The sequence below is a fragment of the Levilactobacillus enshiensis genome, assembly GCF_007115095.1.
Lineage (GTDB): Bacteria > Bacillota > Bacilli > Lactobacillales > Lactobacillaceae > Levilactobacillus > Levilactobacillus enshiensis.
In genome coordinates this window covers 143,110-168,620 of sequence record NZ_SULH01000002.1, presented here as the reverse complement: position 1 = coordinate 168,620, position 25,511 = coordinate 143,110, and the positions used below count along the sequence as shown (strand labels likewise).

At 49.4% G+C, this 25,511-nt stretch carries 27 protein-coding genes and 1 other annotated feature; of the genes, 26 read left to right on the top strand and 1 reads right to left on the bottom strand.

What is annotated here, in order from left to right; all coding sequences use genetic code 11:
- Positions 1-144 precede the first annotated feature (144 nt).
- The 20 genes from FAY32_RS03380 to FAY32_RS03285 all read left to right on the top strand — a co-directional run bounded on the left by FAY32_RS03380 (position 145) and on the right by FAY32_RS03285 (position 17,823).
- Positions 145-1,023: an exonuclease SbcC gene (locus FAY32_RS03380; protein ID WP_143462051.1), complete on the top strand. Its 879-nt coding sequence runs from the start codon at positions 145-147 to the stop codon at positions 1,021-1,023.
- Complete coding sequence (locus FAY32_RS03375) at positions 1,016-1,957, top strand: hypothetical protein (RefSeq protein WP_143462050.1); 942 nt, start codon at positions 1,016-1,018, stop codon at positions 1,955-1,957. The genes FAY32_RS03380 and FAY32_RS03375 overlap by 8 nt, the downstream gene beginning before the upstream one ends.
- Positions 1,958-1,972: 15 nt before the next feature.
- Positions 1,973-2,515 (top strand): dUTPase, encoded by a 543-nt coding sequence (locus FAY32_RS03370; protein WP_143462049.1) that lies wholly within the window; start codon positions 1,973-1,975, stop codon positions 2,513-2,515.
- Between the two features lie 225 nt (positions 2,516-2,740).
- Positions 2,741-3,343, top strand: a complete 603-nt coding sequence (locus tag FAY32_RS03365) for a TetR-like C-terminal domain-containing protein (protein WP_225428274.1) — start codon at positions 2,741-2,743, stop codon at positions 3,341-3,343.
- Between the two features lie 43 nt (positions 3,344-3,386).
- Positions 3,387-3,467, top strand: a sequence feature (ribosomal protein L21 leader region).
- Positions 3,468-3,487: 20 nt separating this feature from the next.
- On the top strand, positions 3,488-3,796 hold the full coding sequence (gene rplU, locus FAY32_RS03360) for a 50S ribosomal protein L21 (RefSeq protein WP_048736202.1): 309 nt from the start codon (positions 3,488-3,490) through the stop codon (positions 3,794-3,796).
- 28 nt (positions 3,797-3,824) lie between these two features.
- Positions 3,825-4,163, top strand: a complete 339-nt coding sequence (locus FAY32_RS03355; protein WP_143462048.1) for a ribosomal-processing cysteine protease Prp — start codon at positions 3,825-3,827, stop codon at positions 4,161-4,163.
- A 24-nt stretch (positions 4,164-4,187) separates the two neighbouring features.
- Complete coding sequence (rpmA, locus tag FAY32_RS03350; protein ID WP_269801535.1) at positions 4,188-4,481, top strand: 50S ribosomal protein L27; 294 nt, start codon at positions 4,188-4,190, stop codon at positions 4,479-4,481.
- Positions 4,482-4,575: 94 nt separating this feature from the next.
- Positions 4,576-5,640: a M24 family metallopeptidase gene (locus FAY32_RS03345; protein WP_143462047.1), complete on the top strand. Its 1,065-nt coding sequence runs from the start codon at positions 4,576-4,578 to the stop codon at positions 5,638-5,640.
- A gap of 77 nt (positions 5,641-5,717) precedes the next feature.
- Entirely contained in the window at positions 5,718-6,278 is a 561-nt protein-coding gene (gene efp, locus FAY32_RS03340; RefSeq protein ID WP_143462046.1) for an elongation factor P, read from the top strand.
- A 37-nt stretch (positions 6,279-6,315) separates the two neighbouring features.
- The gene (locus FAY32_RS03335; protein WP_048736198.1) at positions 6,316-6,756 is read left to right on the top strand and encodes an Asp23/Gls24 family envelope stress response protein; all 441 of its coding nucleotides are present in this window, start codon (positions 6,316-6,318) and stop codon (positions 6,754-6,756) included.
- Positions 6,756-7,184, top strand: coding sequence for a transcription antitermination factor NusB (nusB, locus tag FAY32_RS03330; protein WP_143462045.1), 429 nt, complete (start codon positions 6,756-6,758; stop codon positions 7,182-7,184). Before FAY32_RS03335 ends, nusB begins: the two co-directional genes overlap by 1 nt.
- Positions 7,185-7,987: 803 nt before the next feature.
- Complete coding sequence (locus FAY32_RS03325) at positions 7,988-8,854, top strand: bifunctional 5,10-methylenetetrahydrofolate dehydrogenase/5,10-methenyltetrahydrofolate cyclohydrolase (RefSeq protein ID WP_143462044.1); 867 nt, start codon at positions 7,988-7,990, stop codon at positions 8,852-8,854.
- On the top strand, positions 8,841-10,193 hold the full coding sequence (gene xseA / locus FAY32_RS03320; protein WP_143462043.1) for an exodeoxyribonuclease VII large subunit: 1,353 nt from the start codon (positions 8,841-8,843) through the stop codon (positions 10,191-10,193). The genes FAY32_RS03325 and xseA overlap by 14 nt, the downstream gene beginning before the upstream one ends.
- Entirely contained in the window at positions 10,186-10,434 is a 249-nt protein-coding gene (locus FAY32_RS03315; protein ID WP_143462042.1) for an exodeoxyribonuclease VII small subunit, read from the top strand. Before xseA ends, FAY32_RS03315 begins: the two co-directional genes overlap by 8 nt.
- A complete protein-coding gene (locus tag FAY32_RS03310) occupies positions 10,424-11,329 on the top strand; it encodes a polyprenyl synthetase family protein (RefSeq protein ID WP_143462041.1) in 906 nt (301 codons plus the stop codon). Before FAY32_RS03315 ends, FAY32_RS03310 begins: the two co-directional genes overlap by 11 nt.
- Positions 11,326-12,141 (top strand): TlyA family RNA methyltransferase, encoded by an 816-nt coding sequence (locus FAY32_RS03305; protein ID WP_143462040.1) that lies wholly within the window; start codon positions 11,326-11,328, stop codon positions 12,139-12,141. The genes FAY32_RS03310 and FAY32_RS03305 overlap by 4 nt, the downstream gene beginning before the upstream one ends.
- 93 nt (positions 12,142-12,234) lie before the next feature.
- Complete coding sequence (locus tag FAY32_RS03300; protein ID WP_048736191.1) at positions 12,235-12,690, top strand: arginine repressor; 456 nt, start codon at positions 12,235-12,237, stop codon at positions 12,688-12,690.
- A gap of 74 nt (positions 12,691-12,764) precedes the next feature.
- Positions 12,765-14,468, top strand: coding sequence for a DNA repair protein RecN (gene recN, locus FAY32_RS03295; RefSeq protein ID WP_143462039.1), 1,704 nt, complete (start codon positions 12,765-12,767; stop codon positions 14,466-14,468).
- A gap of 159 nt (positions 14,469-14,627) precedes the next feature.
- Positions 14,628-17,222 (top strand): SpaA isopeptide-forming pilin-related protein, encoded by a 2,595-nt coding sequence (locus FAY32_RS03290; RefSeq protein WP_143462038.1) that lies wholly within the window; start codon positions 14,628-14,630, stop codon positions 17,220-17,222.
- Positions 17,223-17,352: 130 nt separating this feature from the next.
- Positions 17,353-17,823, top strand: coding sequence for a hypothetical protein (locus tag FAY32_RS03285; RefSeq protein WP_143462037.1), 471 nt, complete (start codon positions 17,353-17,355; stop codon positions 17,821-17,823).
- An 80-nt stretch (positions 17,824-17,903) separates the two neighbouring features.
- Here FAY32_RS03285 and FAY32_RS03280 read toward each other — a convergent pair whose 3' ends face one another.
- A complete protein-coding gene (locus FAY32_RS03280; protein WP_143462036.1) occupies positions 17,904-18,230 on the bottom strand; it encodes a hypothetical protein in 327 nt (108 codons plus the stop codon).
- A gap of 282 nt (positions 18,231-18,512) precedes the next feature.
- Between FAY32_RS03280 and gmk the strand changes: the two genes are divergently transcribed.
- The 6 genes from gmk (at position 18,513) to rsmB (ending at position 25,504) form a co-directional block, all read left to right on the top strand.
- Positions 18,513-19,127, top strand: coding sequence for a guanylate kinase (gene gmk, locus FAY32_RS03275; protein ID WP_143462035.1), 615 nt, complete (start codon positions 18,513-18,515; stop codon positions 19,125-19,127).
- A gap of 3 nt (positions 19,128-19,130) precedes the next feature.
- Positions 19,131-19,346, top strand: coding sequence for a DNA-directed RNA polymerase subunit omega (gene rpoZ / locus FAY32_RS03270; protein WP_020089007.1), 216 nt, complete (start codon positions 19,131-19,133; stop codon positions 19,344-19,346).
- Between the two features lie 76 nt (positions 19,347-19,422).
- Positions 19,423-20,628, top strand: coding sequence for a bifunctional phosphopantothenoylcysteine decarboxylase/phosphopantothenate--cysteine ligase CoaBC (gene coaBC / locus FAY32_RS03265; RefSeq protein ID WP_143462034.1), 1,206 nt, complete (start codon positions 19,423-19,425; stop codon positions 20,626-20,628).
- Between the two features lie 15 nt (positions 20,629-20,643).
- Positions 20,644-23,058, top strand: a complete 2,415-nt coding sequence (priA, locus tag FAY32_RS03260) for a primosomal protein N' (RefSeq protein WP_143462033.1) — start codon at positions 20,644-20,646, stop codon at positions 23,056-23,058.
- A gap of 158 nt (positions 23,059-23,216) precedes the next feature.
- Complete coding sequence (fmt, locus tag FAY32_RS03255; RefSeq protein WP_143462032.1) at positions 23,217-24,161, top strand: methionyl-tRNA formyltransferase; 945 nt, start codon at positions 23,217-23,219, stop codon at positions 24,159-24,161.
- Entirely contained in the window at positions 24,161-25,504 is a 1,344-nt protein-coding gene (gene rsmB, locus FAY32_RS03250) for a 16S rRNA (cytosine(967)-C(5))-methyltransferase RsmB (protein WP_143462031.1), read from the top strand. Before fmt ends, rsmB begins: the two co-directional genes overlap by 1 nt.
- Positions 25,505-25,511: the final 7 nt, after the last annotated feature.

Genomic DNA, 25,511 nt, shown 5'->3' with positions numbered 1-25,511 from the left:
TAGGATCGCCACTGTTTAAAAAAATCCTTGTTTTCTGGCAAATTTCGTTCAAACTGCTTTATTCTATGAGAATTTTTGGTAACATGAACGTATAACCAAATGTTCACGGCAAGCGCTAGGGAACATCAGAATGAGGGATAATCCATGGAAAATCAAGAACAACAAGCTAGTGCAGCCGATGTCTTAACGCAGGCAATCGCCAATAAACTCGATTACTTAAGTACGTTGCAGGCGGCGGTTCAGCATGGCGATGACCGAAAAGTTTATGAACTTCTGGACCAAGCGCGCTACTATCAGGAAGTTAAGAAGACCCGACCAGCGCGGTCAGTCAACCATTTATCTGAGTTGGTCGATAACATTCATCCCCAAGTCAGTCATTATTTGAGCGACAACTTAATTGATTATTTAGGCCACATTTACCCATTCTTCTATTATGAGGAATACACCACCGGACTGTTCCACATTTACTTTGGAAACTGGTGGGATCGGCGATTATTCGGTGACCTCGATGTGATCAACGTTCAATTCCAATTTGACAAGAAGGAATACCAGAAGTTAAAGGACTCCTTTGCGTTAGAGAGTCAGAATCAACGGTTGAACACTGCCAAGATCGAGTCGATTGCAGCTGAGAGTGAAAAACTCCAAAACCTAGTCGATGCCCAAGCAACGCGGGACAACGAGAAGGCTCAGCTACGCGATCAATTAAAGGAAAACAGTCAACGAAGCAGTTTGCCGTGGGATTCCAGCAAGGTCAAGGACGAACGCCAAGGCATTATTGATCAGTTGACGAAGCTGGCTGATGAAGACGAAAAGGCCTTGAACGCACACAAACTGATCAAAGAAAATGACGATAAAATCTTGGTATTATCCAAGGAAGATACAATTCTTAGTTATGAAAAGCAGAGTATTCGGGATGCATTTGACGACTTTGAACACTTTGAAGCCCACAATGCGAGCTTATATGCCGACTACTTAAACAGTTTGTTAGGCAAGAGTGAGGGCGAGGTGAAGGCCGATGATTAACGAAAATGATCCGTCAACGTTGACCACCAGTGGTCGGCTACTCAACTATAACGAAGCCATCAAGGCAGGTTTGGAAACGGGATTGAAGTTTACCCGGTTAATGGATCAACTGATCAAGACCACGGATCCCGATGAATTGGTTAGTGCGGCAACGCAATTGGCCGATTTTGAATTGGATTCGGACTACGTGACCTTCCCGCATCAATATAGCAATTCGGACTACTATCTATTGTTTATGTCCCGAATGCTAGAATTACATGATCAAGGTAAAAATGTGATTCTGCAGTCGCGTGATCACCATGAAGAGTTGACGCAACAATTGACGCCACTGGGAGACCGTGGAACCTTTAACTTCCGGATTGAAACGTCGGAAAATGGCGGTGTTTTCTATCGGGAACGGGCAACGGGTCAATCCCTGTTTTACTTGAATTTGGAACGGAAAATGTTCCGCTTTAATAGCCACGCCTTGACCCAGCTGTTCATCATTGACCTCCATGATACGGTCCCGGCTGAAACGGTTAAGACGTCCGTACAGATTTTATTTGACTTTGCGCGATACTTAAAAGAAGACTACGGTTATTCCGTGGACTTTAACATTCTGGACATGGCCAACCGACAAAATTATGCGGTTCGTTCCGCAGATCTACCAGCTGGTGTTGTGGATCGTCTGTTCGTGACGGCGGCTCAAAACGACTACATGTTGACGAATGGGGTCAACGGCAATGGTGCTGAGATTGCCCTGGACAAGAATGTGGTGGTTGATATCTTCAACAACCAACTTGAAGGGCAACCAGAATGGGTCATCACCGTTCACGATGATGCGCAACAGGTCTCTTGGTTTGATATTTTGCTACAATATCCGTTCATGAGAGATTGGTACTTAGAAAACCTGAACGACTTGGAGATTCAGTCAGATCCGCTGATCTTTGGCTAGGAGGAGTTAGATAACGTGTTAGAACTATCGAAATTAGTCCAGCAGTCGATTGCCCTGGATGAACAGATCACAGTTGATCGTCAAATCGAGATGTCCCGGAAGCAACAGATTGAAAACGCCTACGTGGCCTTAGATATTGAACTCGCAGAAGTTGCCAATACATCGGAATGGTTCAAGGTGTGGAAAACGCATCGGGGCAAGGCCGATAAGGGTCAAACGCCACGGGAAACGTTACTGACGGAATACACGGATGCCATGGACTTCTTCTTTTTGGTTGCGGCCAAGAAGACCTGGACGCACCTGATCATGATCACAGAAGAAGATCTGACGGGGTTAGAGCAGAGTCGACCCGCCAAAGATCTGGACCAACAATACTTAATTCTAAAACGAATGGTGTTTAACAGTCACTTTGCTCACCGCCAAGAGGATTTCCGCCATGCTTGGCGACTGTTCCTGAAGTGGGGATTTGTTGACTTTGGCTTCAGCCAAGACGAGATTCAGGCGGCCTATGAAACCAAACGGCAGGTCAACTTGGACCGACAAGCGAATAACTATTAAGATTAGGGAGTTCTGGAGGTGTTTATTCAGAACTCTTTTTTTTTAACGGTGTCGATTAGACGCCATGATGATTGTGTTCATTTACTGGGTCATTTAGTAAGCCAGTAAAGCAGAGAACGAAAAACTTGTCAGCGGTGCTAAAAATCGGTATGGTTTTAAGTAAGCAATAAAATTGGTAAGGACGGAAGGGAGCGGGGAACTATCAGCCAATTAGACCCACGGGTGGTGCGGACCAACGAGCAGTTGCGTCAGGCACTTAGCGAATTATTACAGCAGCAGTCGTTACAGCAGATTTCGGTTCAGAAGCTGACCAGCACGGCGCAATTGACGCGAGGAACCTTTTATCTGCACTATAAAGACAAAACGGATTTTTATGAACAAACGGAACAACAAGTGATTGACGAATGGTTTGCGGCGGCCAGAACGGTGATCCCGTCCGACGAAAAGGCTGTGCGAGGTTTCGCACTGGGTCCCGCATTACGTTACGTGGATCAGCATCACCAGATCTTAACGGTCCTGTTGCATCCCCAATTCACCCAATTCCGGCCACGCTTACAGCAGCGGTTTGAACGGGAATTGTTGGCGTTTAGTCAACAGTTACCGGCGATGGCGACTGAGGAGTCACCAGTTGACATTCAGATCACCTTTTTGACGAGTGCCTTTTTGGGCCTAGTCGAGCATTGGCTGAATGACAATCGCCGCTATCGTTCCGAATTTTTAGCACAATCTTTTCGGCAATTGGCAACGCCAAATGTCACGCCCCTAGCGGCTTGGTTCGCCTTGGTAGGGACGGATATTGCGCGTCGTCCAGAAAAAAGCTTGACGTAGCTGACCCCATCAAGTATAATTTTCATGTTGTATTTGTGGACTTCCACAGCTGCAACCGCTCGGGACGAGTCATTAAGTTTTCCGCCTTGCGGAGCACTTGTTTTCGGCGAGTCTAAGTCTAAATATATAAGGAGGTGCACACACATGTACGCAATTATCGTAACTGGCGGCAAGCAGTACAAGGTCGAAGCAGGCCAAGCTGTTTACGTCGAAAAGTTGAACGTTGAAGCTGGTGAAAAGGTTACTTTTGACCAAGTTGTCTTTGTCGGTGGTGACAAGCCTAAGATTGGGACGCCAACTGTTGCAGGTGCAACCGTTACTGGAACTGTTGAAAAGCAGGGCCTGGAAAAGAAGGTTGTTACTTTCAAGTACAAGGCCAAGAAGGGCCAACATACGAAGAAGGGTCACCGTCAACCATACACTAAGGTTGTCGTTGATGCTATCAACGCTTAAAGCCTAAAGATTAAGAGAGGCGATCTCGATGATTCATGCGACGTTCCATCATGGAGCTAACCGAATCGATTCATTCCAAATCACTGGCCACGCTGACTCAGGTGAGTATGGTCAAGACATTGTTTGCGCTGCGGTCTCGGTGCTTGCGATTACGACGGTCAACGGTCTACAACGAATCGCTAAGATTCCAATCGACGTTGAGAATCGTGATCAGGAGGGTGGTTATCTGGAAGTCCACCTTCCACCAAAGCTGGAAGCAACGGCCGAATTAAAGGGACAAACACTCCTCCAGAGTTTTGCGGATGGGTTAAGAGATGTCGCCACAAATTATGCGGATTATATTAAATTCGTTGAAATAAAAGACTAAATTGCGGAGGTGAAACTTATGCTGATGAACATGAACTTACAATTCTTCTCTCACCATAAAGGTGGTGGGTCTACTGCTAACGGTCGTGACTCTGCTGGTCGTCGTCTTGGGACGAAGGCTGCTGACGGTTCTACTGTTACTGGTGGTTCTATCCTTTACCGCCAACGTGGGACGCACATCTACCCAGGCTTGAACGTGGGCCGTGGTGGTGACGATACGTTGTTTGCCAAGGTTGCTGGCGTCGTTAAATTCGAACGTCTTGGCCGTGACAAGCGTCAAGTATCCGTATACCCAGTTGCAGAAGAAGCAGCTAAATAACACGAGGTTTTCCTCGTAACGACTGAAGAGCTTGAGGCGAGACCAATTCGCTTTGAGTTCTTCTTTTTTCTCTATTAAAAAGGAGGATGGGTCAATGACATCACGAATTGAACGGTTGCAAGCACAATTTGCACCGCTGAGCATCGATAGTTTTCTGGTGTCCTCAGCTAGTAACCAGCAGTATTTGGCTGGCGCTAGTGTTGAAGGCGGCGACGGTTACTTGTTAGTGACGGCGAAACGGGCGGTCTTTATTACGGATGCCCGCTATCAGTCGGAACTAGCAGCGACCATGCCTGATATGCCGAAAATTATCACCCGTGACTATCTAAAGGCCGTTGAAGAGGTCTTAGAGGCCGATGACGCGACCGTGTTAGGCCTTGAGGATAGTTTGACCTTGGCAGAATTCGATTGGTTAGACGAGCATTTGATGAGCGACATCGTGCCGCTTGCCAATGTTGTTGACCAGCTACGCCAGGTCAAGGAACCGGCTGAACTGGCTGTGATTCGCCGGGCAACGGCATTGACCAGTCAGGGGGTCACGGCTTTGTTTGATGTTCTAGCTCCCGGGATGACCGAGCGCAAGGCGGCACAGTGGCTAGAACGTTGGATGCAAGACCACGGTGCGACGGGCCCCAGCTTTGGGACCATCGTTGCTAGTGGTGTGCGTTCAGCTTGGCCCCATGGTCAGGCAAGTGATAAAGTGATGGCAACCGGTGAGTTAGTGACCATTGACTGTGGTTTTTACGTGGATGGCTATACGTCTGATCTGACTAGAACGGTGGCTTTAGGTGATCCCGGTGTGGATCTTAAGGCGGCTTATCAGGCGGTACAGACGGCTCAAGAAAAGATCATTGCGGCGACTAATCCCGGTGCTACGGGTGATGAAATCGATCACGCGGGGCGGGATTTCTTGACGGAACAAGGTTACGGGGATGCCTTTATCCATGGTACCGGACACGGTATTGGGTTAGACATCCACGAAGGTCCGAATATTGGACGCGGCTGGCCGGATGTGATGGCGGCAAATGAAGTCGTCACCGCAGAACCAGGCGTTTACTTTGCTGGCAAGGACGGTATCCGCATTGAAGATGACGTGTTGGTCACTGAAACGGGGCATGAAGTCCTCACGACCGCGCCACGGAATTTAATTATTCTGTAAGTGACCCACGTATCTTGCTTTTTAGGGGTAAGAATTGATATTATAAAGAGGACATATTTTAGGAGGCTGAACACATTATGGCAATTTCGACTGCTGATTTTAAAAACGGTTTAACTATTGAAGTGGATCACGCAATTTGGCGCATCATTGAATTCCAACACGTTAAGCCAGGTAAGGGTGGCGCTTTCGTTCGTTCAAAGCTAAAGAACTTGCGGACGGGTGCTGTTCAAGAAAAGACTTTCCGTGCCGGTGCTAAGATGGAACAAGCTGACATTCAGACGCGTTCCATGCAGTACCTTTACGAAGATGGTGATAACCGGGTCTTCATGGATACTGATAATTTTGAACAAATTGAAGTTCCTGATGACCAAATCAAGGATCAACTTCCATACTTACAAGAAAACATGAACGTTGACTTGGTTCAATACGGTTCCGAAGTCCTCGGTATCGAAGTACCAAACACGGTTGTTTTGGAAGTTGTTGCAACGGAACCTGGTATCAAGGGGAACACGGCTTCTGGCGGTTCCAAGCCTGCTACCATGAACACTGGCTTAGTTGTTCAAGTTCCATTCTTCGTTAACGAAGGCGACAAGCTCTCTATCAACTCTACCGACGGGACTTACATTTCTCGCGCATAGTTTCACACACGTTTAATCAGTAAGGGAGGGTCAACGAATGGCAGAAGATACTAATATCATTTTAGAATCAAAGGAACCCGCTTTAGGCAAGATCGAAGTGGCACCGCAAGTCCTTGAAATTATTGTGGGCATTGCAGCTAGCCAAACTGAAGGTGTTGCTCGGATGCGGGGGTCTCTGGCAAACAGCGTCACGGAATTATTCGGTCGCAAGGAACAACATGGCAAGGGCGTTAAATTAGTCTTTGACGGCGACGAATTAGCAGTTGATGTTTACGTTTACTTGAATTACGGGGTTGCCGTGCCAAAGGTCGCCTTAGCCATTCAAGATAGCGTCAAGCAACAGTTGTTGTTCATGACGGACCTCGATTTACGTGAAGTTAACGTTCACGTGGAAGGCGTCATTCCCGAAAAGACGGCGCAACAGGTCGATCCTGATAACCTGTTTAACCAGAGCGATGAAGGAGACAGTGACCAATAGTGACACTTACACGACATCAAATTCGGGAACGGGCGTTTCAAATGTTATTTGCGTTGAACGCCAATCCCGATGCCGATCATGACGCGTTGTACCAACGCGTTCTGACGGACGACCCGAACCAAACCGTTCCCGTGCCAGCCTACCTGCAAACATTAGTAACAGGTGTCTTGGCACATCAAAGCGAATTGGACGCACAGATCGACCAGTACTTGAGTACCGGTTGGCAGTTGAAGCGAATTGCGAAGACTGACCTGGTGATTCTCCGATTAGCATTTTATGAAATTGACTACGTGGAAGAAGTGCCTGACCGTGTAGCTGTCAACGAAGCCTTGGAATTAGCCAAGAACTTCAGTGACGACCGTTCACGGCGGTTCATTAACGGTGTGTTAGCACATACCTTAGACGAACCTTTGGATTCACAATCTTAGTCATTAATTAGACTGACCGCTAAACTACTAGTGGTTGGTCTTTTTTTGGATTTGGCCTGCAAACGGCAAATCTGACGGTGCTAGCTGGTGCGCTATCCCAACAGTAGTGGTCCTAGAACTAGGCAACTTGGAGGTCTAGTCGCCTTACCGGCCGGCAGATATGAGCTAGAAACGATGCGAACACAACTTGAAGCCTTGTAAACCACGAGTCTACAAGCTTGGTTTTCTACTAAGCCAGTAAGCAGACCGCTTACTGACTAAGTAGAACGACGCGCCTGAGCTCATATCTGCCGACCTCTCGGCTTACATTGCGTTCTCATACAACTCTGAGAATAATCGTAACGGTCGTTATCAGTCGAATTCAAAAATGCCAGGTAGCTATGGTTTACAGCTGCTGTTTTGATAAAACACCGTCAGTGCCGGAGGAGGCCAGGGATGGCCCCAGCCGTGAAAGTGGTGTTAGTTGGCGACGAATTTTCAGCCAGCTTACAGCATGGGCGACTTTGGAGACACGTGGTTTTCGTGGCTTCAAATCGAGCGCGAAGACTGGTGTTCTGCCAGTCAGAAGCGTCCCCACAGCAGGCGGAATCCCTGGCAGCCGCAGTGCGCCCAATTTAGCAGTGTGACTGCTTACCAAGTGCCAATTACCAATACTGAGATGAGACCTGAATTTTATCTTTCAACTTGTAGTTATTAATTATGTAATGTTAAATGAACCATCTGAGACGGATGAGAAAGTCCCGTTTTGGAGTTGACTATGCTAAAATAGAACGTAACTTTGAATTTTGGGGAGGACAAGCTTCATGACGACGATCATTGATGGCAAACAACTGGCAAAAGAGGTTAATGCACGAACCAAGGACCGGGTAGCCGCCCTAACTGAACGCGGTGTCACTCCCGGATTAGTCGTAATTATTGTGGGGAATGATCCGGCTAGTGCGATTTATGTGCGCAATAAGCATAAAAAGGCAACCCAACTCGGCATCAACTCCATCGTGCGGGAATTGCCGGCAACGGTCAGCCAAGCGGAGTTAATCGCTGTCGTGCGGACGTACAATGCTGACCCGACGATCCACGGTATTTTAGTCCAATCGCCGCTCCCCGTGGGTCTAGACGAACAGGCCATTGTGGCGACTATTGATCCCGCCAAGGACGTTGATGGCTTTCACCCAGTGAATGTTGGCCGGTTATTTGCCAACTTACCTGGTAAATATCCCGTTTCCTGTACGCCACGGGGCATCATGACCATGTTGGACTCGCTACACCTCCATCTGCGCGGTAAGCGCGCGGTGGTCGTGGGTCGGAGCCGGATTGTGGGGCGGCCGATGGCAGCGATGCTGATCAATGCTGATATGACGGTCAGTGTGGCTCACGTTTACACCAAAAAATTGAGTGAGTTGACCCGTGAGGCCGACGTCCTAGTTGTCGCGACTGGGGTGACGCACCTGATCAAGCGGAATGATGTGAAGCCCGGCGCCGTTGTGATCGACGTGGGGATGGACCGCGATGAAAATGGCAAGTTGACCGGCGACGTGGACTTTGATGGTGTCGTTGACCGTGCCGGTGCGATTACACCCGTGCCAGGTGGTGTGGGCCCAATGACGATTGCGACGCTGATGCAACAGACAGTAGACCTATGTGAGTGGAGTGAGCAACTTGGCAACGACTGATTACCTAACAGTCACAGCATTAACCCAATATTTAAAACGAAAATTCGATGTAGACCCTTACTTGGGTAAGGTGTATCTGACCGGTGAAATCTCCAACTTTCGCTTGCGACCACACGCCCATCAGTACTTTAGTCTAAAGGACGACCACGCTAAAATCAGTGCCATTATGTTTCGTTCAGCGTTTGAAAAGCTAAAATTTACGCCAGAGACCGGGATGAAGGTGCTGGTGACCGGGCGGATTTCACTTTACGAGCCTAGTGGGAGCTATCAGATCTACGTGGAACGCATGGAACCGGATGGTATTGGTCAGCTCTATCAGGCCTATGAACAATTGAAGCAGAAGTTAGAGACGGAGGGCCTGTTTTCAGCGCCCAAACGTCCACTACCGCGCTTTCCTAAACGTATCGCGGTCATTACGAGTCCTAGTGGGGCGGTTATCCGTGACATTATTACGACCACGCGGCGGCGTTACCCCATTGCCCAGATCGTCTTGTACCCGGCGGTCGTTCAAGGTGATGGGGCGGCTCCTGATCTGGTTCGCCAGATTCAGCGGGTCAATGCAGCTGGGACTTATGACACCCTGATCATTGGTCGGGGTGGTGGGTCGATCGAAGATTTGTGGCCCTTTAACGAGGAAAGTGTGGCCCGAGCGATTGCCGCTAGTCAGATTCCGGTGATTTCATCGGTGGGGCATGAAACGGATACGACGATTGCCGATTTGGTCGCTGATGTCCGTGCGGCAACCCCAACGGCGGCGGCCGAACTGGCAGTGCCTGTATTGAGCGATGAGCTGTTAAAATTGCAACAGCAACGGACACGGCTCTTGAACGCGATGGCCAACCGCATCAACTTCCAGCAAGAACGCTTGAATAAGTTGATGACAGCCTACGTCTTTCGCCAACCTCAGCGACTGTACGAAACGTACGTCCAACGATTAGACCGGGCACAACAAGCACTAAACCGTAACGTGCAGACACAGGTCCAACAGGCGACACAGCGGTTCCAATTTGCCCGTCAAGGTTTGGCCGCCCAGTCACCGTTAGCACGCGTACAGCGTGATCAGCAGACCGTTGTGCAAACGACTGACCGGCTGACGACCGAGATGAAGCGTTACATGGCTAAGCAACAGGAGCACGTTGGTCAATTAGCCAGTGGCTTGGACTACCTAAGCCCACTGAAAATCATGGGCAGAGGATACAGTTACGTCACCCAAAGTGACCACGTCGCTAGAGTCACGGCCGATTTGCGGCCAGGACCGGCGACGATTCATTTGAGTGACGGTACAGCTGAGGCAGAAATTAAATCTATTAAACCAGCAACGGAGGATCAACATGAGTGAAGAAACGAAACCAACTTTTGAAGAAAATTTAACGACGTTGGAACAGATCGTCGCGCAACTTGAACAGGGTGATATTCCGCTGGAACAGGCCCTCGCCCAGTTTCAGAAAGGAGTGGCCTTGAGCAAGGACTTACAAACGACCCTGCAAGACGCCGAGAAGACATTGACGACCATGATGTCTGACGATGATCAAGAGGTTGCTTTTGAAACGCCACAAGGGGGCACGGGTGATGCCAAGTGATGCACGCTTAACGCAGTTCGAGAAGACCTGGGTGCCGTGGCTCAATGCGCCATTAGAGACGGCCATTGACGTAGACAGTGGTGATGATCGGTTGGCCGCAGCGATGAGCTATTCCGTGCTGGCCGGTGGCAAACGGTTGCGACCGCTATTGACGGTGGCAACTTTACAGGCGCTCGGTCACACGGTAGATCAGGAACGCGACTGGCGGCCGATTATGGCATTGGAACTGTTGCACACCTATTCGCTGATCCATGACGATTTACCTGCCATGGATAACGACGATTTGCGGCGGGGGGAGCCGACCAACCACGTGAAATTTGGTGCCGGAATGGCGACGCTGGCCGGCGATGGGTTATTGACGCTGGCCTTTCAATGGCTGACGGCCACCGACCTGCCCGCTAAGACGCAGGTGGCGTTAACGCAAGCATTGGCTCAGGCGGCTGGTCCTAATGGCATGGTCGCTGGTCAGGCCAAGGATATTCAATCCGAACACGTGGACCTGCCCTTAGCTAAATTACGGGTGCTCCATCGTGAAAAGACTGGGGCCTTGCTTCACTATGCGGTACAAGCGGGACTGATCTTGGGTGAGACGCCCCAGGAGCAGTGGGCGCCATACCTGCAGTTTGCCGATGCCTTTGGGCTGGCCTTTCAGATCTACGATGACATCTTAGACGTGGTCAGCACGCCAGCCGAATTGGGTAAGGCGACGCAAAAAGATGCTGGCGAGGCCAAGAATACCTATCCGGGTAAGCTGGGCTTGCAAGGCGCTAATCAAGCGTTGATCGATACGATTCAGGCCGGCAAAACGGCTTTGACACAATTACCAGCTAGCGAAGGACGAAGCCTATTGGCGGCCTTCTTTAGCTATTTTGATACGAAACGGGTGAAAGCATGAAGAAAAAACGGGTGGCGGACCTCTTAGTTGAACAGGGACTCTATACGTCGCTGGATGAGGCGAAGCGTGCCGTGATGGCCGGTGAGATTTTGGGAACCAATGAGGAACGTTTGGATAAGCCAGGGTCGATGATCCCAGCGGATACCGAACTTCATTTGAAAGGGCACCCCTTGCCTTACGTGTCGCGAGGGGGCTTCAAGTTAGCCAAGGCCCTTGAAGTGTTTGACATCGACGTGACCGACCGCATCGTCTTGGACATTGGGTCTTCGACTGGCGGCTTCACCGACGTCATGCTCCAGAATGGTGCGCAACTCAGCTACGCGTTGGATGTCGGCAGTAATCAGTTGGTTTGGAAATTGCGCCAGGACCCGCGGGTCATCGTGATGGAGCACACGAACTTTCGCTACAGTAAGTTAGCTGATTTTACCAAGGGTCAGCCGACGTTTGCCTCAATCGACGTGTCCTTTATCTCACTCGATATGATCTTGCCACCGCTGAAAGAAATCTTGGCGACCGGTGGGGATGTTGTCGCACTGATCAAGCCGCAGTTCGAAGCTGAACGGGGAGACGTTGGTGCTCATGGTATCGTGCGTGAACGCCGGGTCCACACGGCCGTGGTTCAAAAAATCATTGATTTTGCGGTCGCTACCGGTTATAGTGTGCTCGGTCTCGACTTTTCGCCGATTCGTGGTGGTGAGGGCAACATTGAATTTTTGGTTCACTTACAATCTGTCGATAAACATGCAGTCTGTGTAAGTTCAGTTTCCGTTGAAGAGACGATTAATGCGGCTTATGAAGGCCTTAAACAATAGATTATGAGAAAATTATTAGAATTTGCTTTCCAAATACTTAGGTCTGGTATATGATAAGATTATGCATTTTTATCACATAAAGGGGGGCCAGGTATGAAAAAGCAGGAACGCCAGCAATTATTGAAACGGTTGCTCACATCACGGGAAATCGAACGACAAGAAGACTTTGTTCGTTTGCTTGCTGAAGACGGCATTCACGTCACACAGGCAACGATTTCACGGGACATCAAGGAGATGCAGCTGGTTAAATTACCAGCGGAATCTGGCGGTTACCGTTACAGTTTACCCGTCCAAAAGAAAATTGATACCCAAAAGAAATTGCAGCGAACCTTGCAGAATGCCTACATATCCTTTGCGGTACAGGATCAATTTACGGTTTTGAAGGTACTTCCCGGTAACGGACCGGTGATTGCCTCGTTATTGGACCAGATGCGCTACGAATATGTTTTTGGCACGGTGGGCGACGATAGTTCCGTTCTGACCGTTTGTGTTTCCCATCAGGGTGCTTTACAATTAGAAAAGACGATTGACCGCATGCTTGCGGATTAAGAGCAGTGACCACGACTGACCGACCAGCACAGAGCTGAGCATCAGCAGTGGTCTTTTGTTTAGGGGGCAAAAAAGTGTTACAGGAACTATCAATTAAAAATTTCGCCATCATCGAATGCCTCGATGTGGTCTTTAAAAATGGGATGACGGTCCTGACTGGGGAAACCGGTGCGGGGAAGTCCATCATTATTGATGCAGTTGGCCTGTTAGCGGGTGGTCGTGGGTCCGCCAACTTTGTTCGAACGGGCATGGATAAGGCGGTCATTCAGGGAAGCTTCATTTTTCCTGCTGGTGGAACGACTTACAAAGTCTTGGATGAGCTGGGGATTGATCACGATGATGGCAATGTCATTTTACAGCGGGAAATTCATCGTAATGGCCGCAATACCTGCCGGGTCAATGGCATGCTGGTCAATACCAATACCTTGAAACACATTGGCGAAACGGCGGTCGATATTCACGGGCAAAATGAACACCAGGAACTGATGCAACCGGAAAAACATTTGGGGATGTTGGATGAGTTTGCGGCAGACCAGGTACACGACTTAAAGGCCCAGTATCAGACGACCTATCAGCAGTATACGCAATTGCGCGACACTTTAGAAAATAAGCGGGCTAATGAAAAAGAGTGGGCCCAGCGGCTGGACATGTTGAAGTTTCAGGTCAACGAGATCGAATCAGCCCAATTACAGCCGGGTGAGGAAGATGACCTGATTGCGGAACGGGACAGATTAGACAATTTCCAAAAGATCAATGATGCGCTACAACAGACGGCGTTAATTTTGACCGGGGAAGATACGACACCGGGCGTCAACGATCAAATCAGTAGTGCGATGCAAGCCATGCAGGCCATTGCCGACTTTGACCCCGCCTTCAAGCAGATTGCAGGTGGGCTGGAATCGGCTTACTATGCGCTGAGCGATGCCGTGAGTGACGTTTCGTCTCAACTGGACATGCTGGAGTGGGACGAAGGCCGCTTAGATGAAATCGAACGGCGATTGGAAGTCATCAATCAGTTGAAACGTAAGTACGGCGACTCAGAGGGCCAAGTCTTGAAGTACTTTGATCAGATTTCAGCGGAACTCAAGCAGATGCAATCGACCGATGAGACGGCAGATGATTTGGAAACGCAGGTTGCCAATCAACAGTCGGCCTTACTGAAGTTGGGAGAGAAGCTGAGTAAGGCTCGTCAGCAGGCGGCCCAACAGCTGGAACAAGCCATTCACGGAGAACTAGCCGACCTTTACATGGATAAGACAGTCTTTGCTGTGCACTTCACACGTTCAAAAAGCCAGCCGCTGCTGAGCACCGGACTGGATCACGTGGAATTTTATCTGCGAACGAATCCGGGTGAAGCCATGCGGCCGTTAGCCAAAATTGCCTCTGGTGGGGAGTTATCCCGGATTATGCTAGCCCTAAAGACCATCTTCTCTGAGTCACAAGGAGTCACCTCAATTATCTTTGATGAGGTGGATACCGGGGTCAGTGGTCGTGTAGCGCAAGCCATTGCCGAAAAAATTAGCGGTATTGCTAGAGAGTCACAGGTTTTATGTATCACTCATTTACCCCAAGTGGCAGCTATGGCCGATCACCATTACTTTATTGCTAAGAAAATTGTTGGTGATCGGACAGAAACGCACCTAACTCGATTAAGTGAGCAAGACCGTGTCAGCGAAATCGCCCGGATGTCTGCTGGAACACAGGTAACGAAGCTCGCGTTAGAACATGCAAACGAACTGCTTGATCTCGCGGATAAGGCGAAATCTAAACTTAAATAAAAAATTGAAAAGCAGGCCATCCGTAGTGGGAGTAGGCCTGTTTTTGTTTACGGGTTTAAACTAGTTAATGCCATTTATAAACTTTAACTTAAAATTGTTGTCTGTTTGGGATATAATTAGTTTCGAAGCGTAACAGTTAGCACGAGGGGTGTGAGTCAAATGTGGAAGAAAATTGGGGCAGTGTGTCTTGGATTACTAGTAACTTTGCTGATTGTTTGCGGGGGAAGTCTTCAGGCGAGTGCAGATAATATTACGTCACACACAACGGGGTTATCTCTGAAAACGGCCACCATTGAAAAATTAGTCGGTGGTGATCAAACTGAGAAGGTTGATTCCAACTCTGATTTGGAGGCCAGCCAAAACTATAAAATTACCTATAATTGGGGCATCGACGATGGTTTTATCGTGCATGACAAGGATACGGCTACCGTTGAAATACCGGCAACTGCCGATACAAATAACGTTGGCGATGTTTCTATTAAGGACAGTCATAATGACGCCCAAGAAGTCGGCACGTTTAAGGTGAATAAAGGAACGAACACAGGAACGATTACATTTAATGATAGGTTGAGCCATACGAACTCTGATCGAATAGGGGTGCTAGGTTTTACAGTGACTGGAACCAAGGCTGCTAGTGGTGATGGTGGTAGCAGTTCTGGTGGTCCAGGCTATGTTGTTAATAAAAACGGCTGGGTATACGGCGCGGAAGGGAACACAAATAAAATCCCGAAGGTATTGCAGTGGGATGTGCTCTTTAACGTTGGTGCGAGTCATATGGGGAAAACGACTGTGACGGACAAGTTGGGGGATCATCAGACTTATCGTCAAGGGTCGACGATGATCACGTATAAGGATGCAGATGGCAAGGAAATCATGTATACGGATGCCGATGGAAATAAGATCAGTGCGCCAGGTGACCCAGTCGATCCTATTATCAGCCCAGACGGTAAGACACTAACTTATATTTTTCCTGACGTTTCGACCAGTATCGAGGTCGAGTATCTGGTCGATGTCGATAGTAGCCTTACTGGAACCAATGGTGTCTTAAGCAATGGCGTCTCTGTTGCGAGTGATAATGGAATTACCGGTGATCCAGGTGGCAACGGTGCAGGGACAATTGAGAGCCCTGCTACTAGCCAAAAAGATATTTACTGGGGCGGATACGGTAACATTGATGGCAAGTACAAAGGCGCGATTGTTTTAACGAAAACGGATGAGATAACTAAGCAAGCGTTAAGTGGTGCTGAGTATACCTTATTTGACAGTGCCAATCAGGCGATAAGTACAGGAACAACTGATGATCAAGGTATCATCAAAATGTCGCATCTTAAATCAGGAGATTATTACTTCGTAGAAACCAAGGCGCCATCTGGTTATGCATTGAATCCAGACAAAGTAAACGTGACAATTACTGACAGTGACGGAGAAACACCAGTTGCTGTCTGGCCAGCTGATGAAAAAAATGGTGTCACCTTCACTAAGACCGATTCTGAAACCGGGAAAGTCGTTCCAGGGGCAACCTATGATCTTTACAATGGGACTGGAATTGTTAAAAGTGGTCTTAAAACGGATGCTAATGGTCAAATCCAGGTCACGGGACTAGCTGCCGGAAATTATTACTTTAAAGAAACAGCCGCGCCGATGGGGTATGAGGTCAATGATGCCACGGTGCCATTCACCATGACGTCGACCATGACGGCCTATGCGACAGTTACGCAAAAGGATACGCCGATTAAGACCACGGGGTCCGCAACCTTAACTAAACTAGGGTCTGACACCGGTTATGGTGTACCGGGCGCGATGTACGAATTACTGGCGGCTGACAAACAGACCGTTGTGAGTGAGCCGCAGGCAACGGATGGCAACGGTCGACTTACGGTTACCGGGTTGACATCTGGTACTTATTATTTCAAGGAAACTAAGGCCCCAGACGGATACTACGCGAACGAAGCGTTGGTACCGGTGACGGTGGATGCCAATCATGCGGCTGCCGCAACAGCGACCCAGACGGATACGGCCGTGCCAACGGAACCAGATAATTCATCATCAGTGATTCCGTCGAGCTCTTCAGTGATAACGAGTTCTTCATCGGTGCCATCGAGTTCGTCATCACTATCAACAAGTAGTTCCTCGTCGATTTCAACGAGCAGCTCGTCATCAAGCGCATCAAGTTCTTCATCGGTACCGTCGAGTAGCTCATCATCGATCCCATCGAGCTCTTCTTCAGTACCATCGAGTAGCTCTTCAGTGTCAACGAGTTCATCGTCGTCAACGACCAGCTCTTCTTCAGCATCAACGAGTTCATCGTCGACATCGACGAGTTCCTCTTCAGTGTCAACGAGTTCTTCATCGACATCGACGAGTTCGTCAACACCGAGTGTACCTTCTAATTCAAGCAGTACCTCGTCTAGTTCATCAGTGATGACTTCTAGCAGCAATCAGCAGACTAGTTCGTCGAGCGTGAAGACAACGACCAGTTCCACGTCAACCGGTTCTTCTTCCGCCGATGTTGTTACCGGTGGTGTTCCAGCGACTGGCTTGGCGCAGTCCTCATCGTCTAACACGATGGGTGGAGGTACCGGTGCTTTTGCCCACGATGATTCAGCCACTTCGTCATCGACACCGGTAAAGGATAAGACTAACCGTTACTTACCACAGACAAATGAAGAGAAGGGTGCTGGTGTCCTACTAGCTGGCGTGCTTCTGCTTGGATTTGGGACAAGTCTCTGGCGGTTACGGCAACATCGTGACTAATTAAGATTAAAGTGATAAACGGGCTACTTCCAACTGGAAATTATTCCAGTAGAGGTAGTCTTTTTGTTGGTCGCTGTTAACAAATCATTGTATAATTGATTTGTGAAAATAAAAACTTGGGGGCTTTATTATGAAACGCGGACTAGGTTTGGGGTTGGCCGTGATCTCATTAGGTGTCGTTGCTGGTTTTATGACGATGCAACCAGCTACTGGTCAGGCAGTTGCCACTGTTCGACCAACGCCGACCGCTGTACGAGGAAGTTGGTTTCAGGAACAGGATTTGAAATATCGGGTTAAGATTACCAAGTCAACATTTGTTTTTGGCGGTGGGTATTACGCTAGTAAAAAGTGGCATCCGATTGATCAGCAGTCGTATCAGGTTAGTCGTCGGGTCAAGCAGGGGACGTGTACCTGGAGCAAGCAGCCAAATGCAAATGGCTATTATACAGTTAAGGCCAAAAATGGCAAATTTTTGATTAAGGCCAAGAGTGGTATCTTAACGGTTAAGCAGTACCACAATGGTAAGGACGTTAATGGGTATCCGCTTTATTTTCATCACATTAAGAACGCTGCGGCAGTGTTGTCGGGCGAGACGAAATAGGCTAATTGAACCAACAAAGGACACGGTATCAGCAGTCACTAGCAATGGTGACGCTGACGCGGTGTCCTTTTGGCGATTACTTATTTGGCCCGTTGAATGGAACGTAACAGTTCTGGAATCACAATGGTAGCCAAAGTATGGCTCTGCTTTAAAATGAGGTGACCAGCGGTATCTTGTTTGAGATGGCCAACAACGGTCATCGGTGCACTGCCAGCGGGGGCTTTAAATTGAAGCTGAACTAAATAATGCCGGTCCAATGTTTGCTGAACAAAGTAGTCTAATTGAAACTTGGGCATTTGTGGATAGACAACTTGACCGTTAATGACGGGTAGGTCACTGAACAGATCCCGGTAAGCGGTAGCCACCCGATCAGACAGGGCAGACCGTTTTACAGTTACATTTTGCATGCTGATCACCTCGAACGTTTGTTTGTATTTTTATTATACGAACACGTGTTTGAGATTGCAAGCTTTTTTGTTCTGAATCTAAATTTTTTTGTTAGCGACGACTTTTTTTGAGAAATGGGCCACAGATGCAGTATTTATCCTTAAATAGTGGTAATATAGTAACCTATAGATTATAACTCAGGCCAAGCAATCTTGACTTTAAACGGTACGGTAGTCACAAGTCGCTGACGCGATGACTACGGTATCATAATTAAATTTTTTTGATGAAGGGATTTTTAAACGATGGCTAAACGTGGAATGCTCATTGTACTTTCAGGTCCTTCCGGCGTTGGTAAGGGAACGGTGCGTAAAGCGCTGTTTGAGACCGGTGCGACCGACTTTTCCTATTCCATTTCCATGACGACCCGGCAACCACGGGAAGGCGAAGTGAACGGTGTTGACTATTACTTCGTGTCCAAGGAAGAGTTTGAGGAAAATATTCGTAACGGAGAAATGCTGGAGTACGCCAAGTATGTTGACAACTACTATGGAACCCCGTTAAAATATGTAAATGAGACCCTTGATCAAGGCAAGGATGTTTTCTTGGAGATTGAAGTGAACGGTGCGATGCAGGTGCGGGCAAATTGTCCCGATGCCGTCTTCGTTTTCTTGACGCCACCAGATCTGATGGAACTTAAACACCGCTTGATTGGTCGGGGAACGGACGCCATGGACGTCATTAACAAACGCATCAAGAAGGCCGTTGGTGAAATTCGGATGATGCGGAATTATGACTACGCCGTTGTTAACGATGAAGTTAGCAAAGCAGTCGACCGGATTCAAATGATTATTCGCAGTGAACGGTTACGTGTGACCCGGGTCATGCCGGATTACGAACAAATGATTGGAGACGAATAAAAAATGCTACTTTATCCCTCAGTTGATGATTTATTAGCACAAGTTGATTCTCGGTACTCATTGATCATGTTAGCTAGCAAGCGGGCCCACGAGTTGGATGCCGGTGCTAAGCCACTTTTGACCGACTACAAGTCCCCCAAGACCATTGGCCGGGCTCTTGAAGAAATTGCGGCCGGCGCATTAATGATCGATCCGGACGAAAAGGATCTCAACGCTTAAGTTCTAGCGTTAGTTTTAAGACCAGGTTGCCGTTGGGTAATCTGGCTTTTTTTATCATGGCAAATGGAGGTTGGCTATGTTCGAAGAAAAACACATTACGTTAACAGTCAGCGGTAGCGTTGCGAGCTATAAGGCAGCGACTCTGGCTCGTGAGTTGCAGCGTGCGGGGGCAACTGTCCGCGTGGTATTGACGGCGAGTGCGGCAAAGTTTGTAACGGCGGCGACGTTTGCGGCCCTAACGAAACAACCCGTTTTGACTGATGAAGGCTGGTGGCAGGCGGATGGTCAAATCGGTCACATTGAATTGGCCGACTGGACGGATCTGGCGATAGCTGCCCCGGCATCGGCCAACTTGATGGCTCAATTTGCGAATGGCCTAGCCGATGATGTTGCCAGTGCGACTTGGTTGGCCACGGCTGCGCCCAAGGTAGTGGTGCCGGCCATGAACACGCACATGTGGCAGGCGGCGGCGACGCAACGGAATCGGCGTCAGTTGACGGCCGATGGTGTGCATGTGTTGTTGCCAGCGACCGGGCCCTTAGCGGAAGGCTATTCCGGACAGGGCCGTTTCCTTGAGCCAGCAGAAATCGTTCGTCAATTGGCACAATTACCCCTGTTTGGGGAGCAGTTCTTAGCTGGTAAACGTGTGTTGGTCACGGCCGGCGGGACGCGGGAACGACTCGATCCCGTCCGTTTTTTGACCAACGATTCCTCCGGTAAAATGGGGTATGCCGTTGCAGCGGCTGCCCAACAGGCTGGTGCCACGGTTACGTTGATTACAGCACCGACCAAGCTGACCGCGCCAGCCGGGGTTACCGTTGTGCCAATTCAGAGCACCGCGGACCTCGCTCAGGCCGTCTTGGATCGATTTCCAACTAACGATGCGTTGGTAATGGCTGCGGCCGTTGCGGACTTCCAACCCGTAGCGGTGGCTGACCAGAAGATCAAGAAGACGCCGGCCAACGATGAGTTCATTTTGAAATTAAAAAAGACACCAGATATTCTCAAAGAAGTTGCTAAGATCAAGCGGAGCGACCAAGTGACGGTCGGGTTTGCCGCTGAGACGCAGGATGTGTTGGTAAATGGGGAAAAGAAGCTCCAAACCAAGCACCTGGACATGCTGGTTGCCAACGATGTGTCGCGGGCGGACATTGGCTTTAACAGTGATGAGAATCAGGTGACCTTCATTTTGCCCGATGGCGTCACGGATCAGACACCGAAGACCAGCAAAAGGGTGATAGCACAAGCGTTGGTCAACCGAATTGCCCAATTATTCAAATAAAGTGAGGTGAGTACAATGGCCCAGATTGGTCAAATTTTAGTGGACGTGCCGACAATGCAAACGAACGACCCCTATTCTTACGCCATCCCAAGCGAGCTGGAACATCAGGTTCAGGTGGGGATGCGGGTCATTGTGCCGTTTGGTCGCGGCCACCGAGTCGTTTCCGGCGTGGTAGTCGGTTTAACCGACGTCACTAGTTTCGATGGCAAGTTAAAGCCGATTCAAGCCGTTTTGGATCTCGCTCCCGTGTTAAATGACGAGCTGCGGTCGCTAGCGGATTGGTTGGCGGAGACGACATATGCCTTTCGAATCACTTGTATCCAAACCATGTTACCGAATCAACTGAAGACACAAACGGAGCGGCGGGTTCAACCCACACAGACGCTGACGCCAAATGAAATGGCAACGTATTTTCCGGATGGTGCACCACGTGAATTCACGGACAAACTTGACGATGCCACAGTGGCCGGTCTGCTCAAACTTCAGCGCGCTGGCAAGGTCGAAATGATTTATCAGGTGAAGGACCGTTCTGCCGTCAAGACAACGACGGGTATCAAACCAGCGCTAACGCCGACTAAACTCCAAGAGATTCAAGCGGTAGTTGCGAAGCGGGCGCCAAAACAGGCCGACCTGCTGGCTTACTTACAGACGATGGCACCAGACACCTTGATTGCCCAAAGTACGGTAGTCAAGGCGGCACAGGTCAGCCCAGCGGTCATTGCTACGGCGGCTGACAAGGGGTGGCTAACTAAGTTGCCGTTAGAGGTCTACCGTGACCCGTTCCAACAGCCGGTTAAACCGACTCAACCACTGCAGCTGAATACGGAACAGCAAACGGCGGTTACGGCCATCAGTGCAGCGGTTGACGGCCATCAAGCGGAAAACTTCCTGGTCGAGGGGGTTACCGGTAGCGGGAAAACTGAAGTCTATCTTCAGAGCATTGCGATTGCCCTCCAACAGGGACGGACAGCACTCATGTTAGTCCCCGAAATTGCGTTGACACCGCAAATGGTCAACCGGGTTAAAGCCCGATTCGGCCAACGGGTGGCGGTTCTTCACAGTGGTCTGTCCAAGGGGGAACAGTACGATGAATGGCGCCGTATCGACCGCGGGGAAGCAACTGTGGTTGTCGGCGCCCGTTCGGCGGTCTTTGCCCCCGTCAAGAATCTTGGTATTATCATCATGGATGAGGAACACGAAACGAGTTATAAGCAGGATGAAAATCCACGGTACCATGCCAGAGACGTTGCGCTGTGGCGTGGTCGGTACAATGATTGTCCGGTCGTGTTGGGGAGTGCAACGCCGTCCTTAGAGACCCGTGCGCGGGCTGCCAAGGGGTTATACACCCGGCTGGTCTTAACCAAGCGGGTCAATGATCATCCATTACCGGCGGTTCACATCGTCGACATGCGTGAGGAGCTCAAGCAACACAGCGAGGGCGACTTTTCCGAACCGTTGCTCACGGCGATTCAAGCGCGACTTGATCGCAAGGAACAGATGGTGCTGATGTTGAATCGACGGGGATACTCGTCGTTTGTGATGTGTCGGGATTGCGGGTTCGTTCTCAAGTGCCCCAACTGCGATATTTCACTGACCCTTCATATGGATACGCACACGATGAAATGCCATTATTGCGGGCATGAAGAGGCCATTCCGCACGTTTGCCCGAACTGCCATAGTCGGAAGATTCGTTACTATGGTACCGGGACGCAGAAGGTCGAAGAAGCTTTGCAAAAGGAATTTCCGATGGCTCGGATTCTTCGAATGGATGTGGATTCTACCCGGAAGAAGGGGGCTCACGAACGGATCTTGCGGCAGTTTGGGCAACACCAAGCCGATATCTTGCTGGGAACGCAAATGATTGCAAAGGGGCTGGATTTCCCTAACGTCACGTTGGTCGGGGTCCTCAATGCGGATACAGCGTTAGGGCTGCCGGATTTCCGGGCTAGCGAGCGTACCTTTCAGCTATTGACTCAGGTCAGTGGCCGCGCAGGGCGAGCATCTAAGCCAGGAGAAGTGTACATTCAGACCTTCAACCCGGACCACTATGCCATTCAGTTGGCCCAGCAGCAGGACTATGAGCGTTTCTTTGTAACCGAGATGCACATGCGGCACCAGGGAAGTTACCCACCGTATTATTTTGCGGTTCAACTCACAGCCAGCCATGAAGATGAAGCCACGGCGGCCAAAGCGATGTATCAAATCGTAGCGGCTCTCAAGCAAGGTCTCAGCGATCAGGCCATTATCTTGGGGCCAACGCCCAAGGCAATTGCGCGGGTCAAGCGGAAGTATTATTATCAAGTTGTGATTAAATATAAAAAAGAAGCAAAGTTAAAACCAGTTTTGGAACAGATTCGTCAAGCCGCCCAGATTCCAGCACGGCATGGGCTAACCGTCACGATTGACTCGGAGCCGATGAACTTTATGTAATCGGACAGGCAGTGGCTACCCTTGAAGGAAATAGCTTAGTTGGTAGTGTGGGTGACGCACTCACCGTTGCCGACTGAGCGGGTGTGGCCACCACTAAATTTATTATCAAAAATGATCATCAAAATAAAAGTAATCGTCAAGAAAGTATGGTGTAAGTAATGACTTCAGTAATCTTTATGGGAACGCCCGAATTTTCAGCGCCCATCCTGAGTAGCCTGATTGATAAGGGTTACGATGTGTTGGCCGTTGTGACACAACCCGATCGTCGCGTTGGCCGGAAACACGTGTTAACGGCATCTCCGGTGAAACAGGTGGCTGTGGCACACGGAATCGAAGTACTCCAACCGCAAAAAATCTCTGGCAGTGATGAAATGGCGCGGGCTATCGAACTCGCACCGGATTTAATCGTCACGGCAGCGTTTGGTCAATTCTTGCCAACCAAGTTGTTAAAGTCAGCTAAGGTGGCGGCAGTCAACGTGCATGCCTCCTTGCTACCCAAATATCGTGGTGGGGCTCCCGTGCACTATGCCATCATGAATGGGGACAAGGAGACCGGTGTCTCCATTATGTTTATGGAAAAGAAGATGGATGCCGGGGATGTTTTGGCACAACAGGCGTTGCCAATTACGGATCAAGATGATGTTGGCAGCATGTTCAAGAAGCTCAGTGTGCTCGGACGAGACCTCTTACTAGCAACGTTGCCGAAGTTGCTGGCTGGTGAAATCACGCCGGTTCCTCAAGATGAGGACCAAGTAACCTTTTCACCAACCATCAAGTCCGAAGAAGAACGAATCGACTTGAATTTGAGTGCACATCTGATCGACTGTAAAGTACGGGCATTACGCCCGGCACCCATCGCCCATATTTATTTGAACGGTGTGCGGACGAAGTTGTGGCAAGTGACGGTCTTAGATGAAACGACCGATTTAAAGCCGGGGGCGTTGGTCAGTCATGACAAGCACCACTTGGCGATTGCAACTGGCGAACATGGTGTTCTCAGTTTGGATGAGATTCAACCGGCCGGGAAGCCCAAGCTAAGTATTACGGACTTCTTGAACGGGACGAGCGACGCACTGACAATTGGCGAACAGGTGGCTGAATAATGACGAAAAATACAACTCCTCGGGCTTTAGCAGTTGAAGCATTGACGCGGGTGGCTAACGGGGCTTACTCAAACTTACAATTGGAAACAACTTTAGAAAGCCACAACTTGAGCGATGTTGACCGGCGGTTCGTGACCAATTTGGTCTACGGGACGATTCAACATCAATTAACGCTGGACTACTATTTGGAAGGCTTCATCAAGCCTAACCAAAAAGTCTTGCCTTGGGTCAAGATGACCCTATTGGTGGCACTGTACCAAGAGATTTACTTGGACCGAGTTCCCAAGCGAGCCATCTTCAACGAAGCCATCCAATTGGCTAAGGACCGGGGCCACGAAGGGATTCGGCGCTTCGTCACTGGTGTTTTACACGCTATTGACCGTCAAGGGTTACCTGATATTAGTCAGATCAAGGATCCAATCAAACGATTGAGTCTAGAATATTCCGTGCCCGAATGGCTCGTGACGGCCGTTCAAGAGCAGGTCGGTGCTGATAAGGCGCTCAGCATTTTAGAGACGATCAACCAGCCAGCTGCACAATCCGTGCGGGTTAACGTGGCGATGGCCACGCCTGAAGAAGTGCGGCAATCGTTGGAAGATCAAGGCTACACGGTGACGCCCAGTGTGGTTGCCGGTAATGCCTTTCGTTTGGACGATAAGGCAGCCAACCAAAGCAATGTCTTTGAAACCGGTGAGCTGACCATCCAAGATGAGAGTGCCATGTTACCAGTTGAGGCCTTGCAGGTTCGTCCTGGCGACCAGGTCTTAGATGCCTGTGCCGCGCCCGGTGGAAAGACCACGCAGATTGCGGCGTTACTTGATGCCCATTCTGGTGGGAAGGTCACGGCCTTGGATCTACACCCGAAGAAGGTAACCTTGATTGAAAAGAATGCGGAACGTATGCACGTTGCCGACCGGGTCGATGCCGTGGCGTTAGACGCACGAAAAATCAACGATAAGTTGCCGAAGAAGGAATTCGACCGTATTTTAGTTGATGCACCTTGTTCAGGATTGGGACTGATTCGCCGGAAGCCGGAAATTCGTTACGAAAAGACACCGGCAGATATTCAACAGTTACAACGCGTTCAGTTAGGCATTTTGGATGTGGTTAGTGAGAAGTTAAAGCCTAACGGTATCTTGGTCTACAGTACCTGCACGATTCTCGACACCGAAAATGGTGAGGTCGTTGCTAAGTTCCTAGCGAGTCATCCTGATTTCGAATCCATGCGGGTCGAGACCAGTCAAAACGTGAAGGGTGACCGGAGCACGGACACGTTGAACATCTATCCAGATGATTTCGATTCAGATGGGTTCTTCGTGAGTGCCTTCCGCCGTAAAAAATAGGGGGAAT

Bases quoted from the DNA above. Each gene is read 5' to 3' on its own strand.
- FAY32_RS03285 (WP_143462037.1), top strand. From the start codon at position 17,353: ATGAAACGCGGACTAGGTTTGGGGTTGGCCGTGATCTCATTAGGTGTC.
- FAY32_RS03305 (WP_143462040.1), top strand. From the start codon at position 11,326: ATGAAGAAAAAACGGGTGGCGGACCTCTTAGTTGAACAGGGACTCTAT.
- FAY32_RS03300 (WP_048736191.1), top strand. From the start codon at position 12,235: ATGAAAAAGCAGGAACGCCAGCAATTATTGAAACGGTTGCTCACATCA.
- FAY32_RS03290 (WP_143462038.1), top strand. From the start codon at position 14,628: ATGTGGAAGAAAATTGGGGCAGTGTGTCTTGGATTACTAGTAACTTTG.
- rplU (WP_048736202.1), top strand. From the start codon at position 3,488: ATGTACGCAATTATCGTAACTGGCGGCAAGCAGTACAAGGTCGAAGCA.
- FAY32_RS03335 (WP_048736198.1), top strand. From the start codon at position 6,316: ATGGCAGAAGATACTAATATCATTTTAGAATCAAAGGAACCCGCTTTA.
- FAY32_RS03375 (WP_143462050.1), top strand. From the start codon at position 1,016: ATGATTAACGAAAATGATCCGTCAACGTTGACCACCAGTGGTCGGCTA.
- priA (WP_143462033.1), top strand. From the start codon at position 20,644: ATGGCCCAGATTGGTCAAATTTTAGTGGACGTGCCGACAATGCAAACG.
- fmt (WP_143462032.1), top strand. From the start codon at position 23,217: ATGACTTCAGTAATCTTTATGGGAACGCCCGAATTTTCAGCGCCCATC.
- gmk (WP_143462035.1), top strand. From the start codon at position 18,513: ATGGCTAAACGTGGAATGCTCATTGTACTTTCAGGTCCTTCCGGCGTT.
- FAY32_RS03315 (WP_143462042.1), top strand. From the start codon at position 10,186: ATGAGTGAAGAAACGAAACCAACTTTTGAAGAAAATTTAACGACGTTG.
- coaBC (WP_143462034.1), top strand. From the start codon at position 19,423: ATGTTCGAAGAAAAACACATTACGTTAACAGTCAGCGGTAGCGTTGCG.
- FAY32_RS03310 (WP_143462041.1), top strand. From the start codon at position 10,424: ATGCCAAGTGATGCACGCTTAACGCAGTTCGAGAAGACCTGGGTGCCG.
- FAY32_RS03380 (WP_143462051.1), top strand. From the start codon at position 145: ATGGAAAATCAAGAACAACAAGCTAGTGCAGCCGATGTCTTAACGCAG.
- rpmA (WP_269801535.1), top strand. From the start codon at position 4,188: ATGAACATGAACTTACAATTCTTCTCTCACCATAAAGGTGGTGGGTCT.
- FAY32_RS03325 (WP_143462044.1), top strand. From the start codon at position 7,988: ATGACGACGATCATTGATGGCAAACAACTGGCAAAAGAGGTTAATGCA.
- rpoZ (WP_020089007.1), top strand. From the start codon at position 19,131: ATGCTACTTTATCCCTCAGTTGATGATTTATTAGCACAAGTTGATTCT.
- efp (WP_143462046.1), top strand. From the start codon at position 5,718: ATGGCAATTTCGACTGCTGATTTTAAAAACGGTTTAACTATTGAAGTG.
- rsmB (WP_143462031.1), top strand. From the start codon at position 24,161: ATGACGAAAAATACAACTCCTCGGGCTTTAGCAGTTGAAGCATTGACG.
- FAY32_RS03280 (WP_143462036.1), bottom strand. From the start codon at position 18,230: ATGCAAAATGTAACTGTAAAACGGTCTGCCCTGTCTGATCGGGTGGCT.
- FAY32_RS03345 (WP_143462047.1), top strand. From the start codon at position 4,576: ATGACATCACGAATTGAACGGTTGCAAGCACAATTTGCACCGCTGAGC.
- FAY32_RS03355 (WP_143462048.1), top strand. From the start codon at position 3,825: ATGATTCATGCGACGTTCCATCATGGAGCTAACCGAATCGATTCATTC.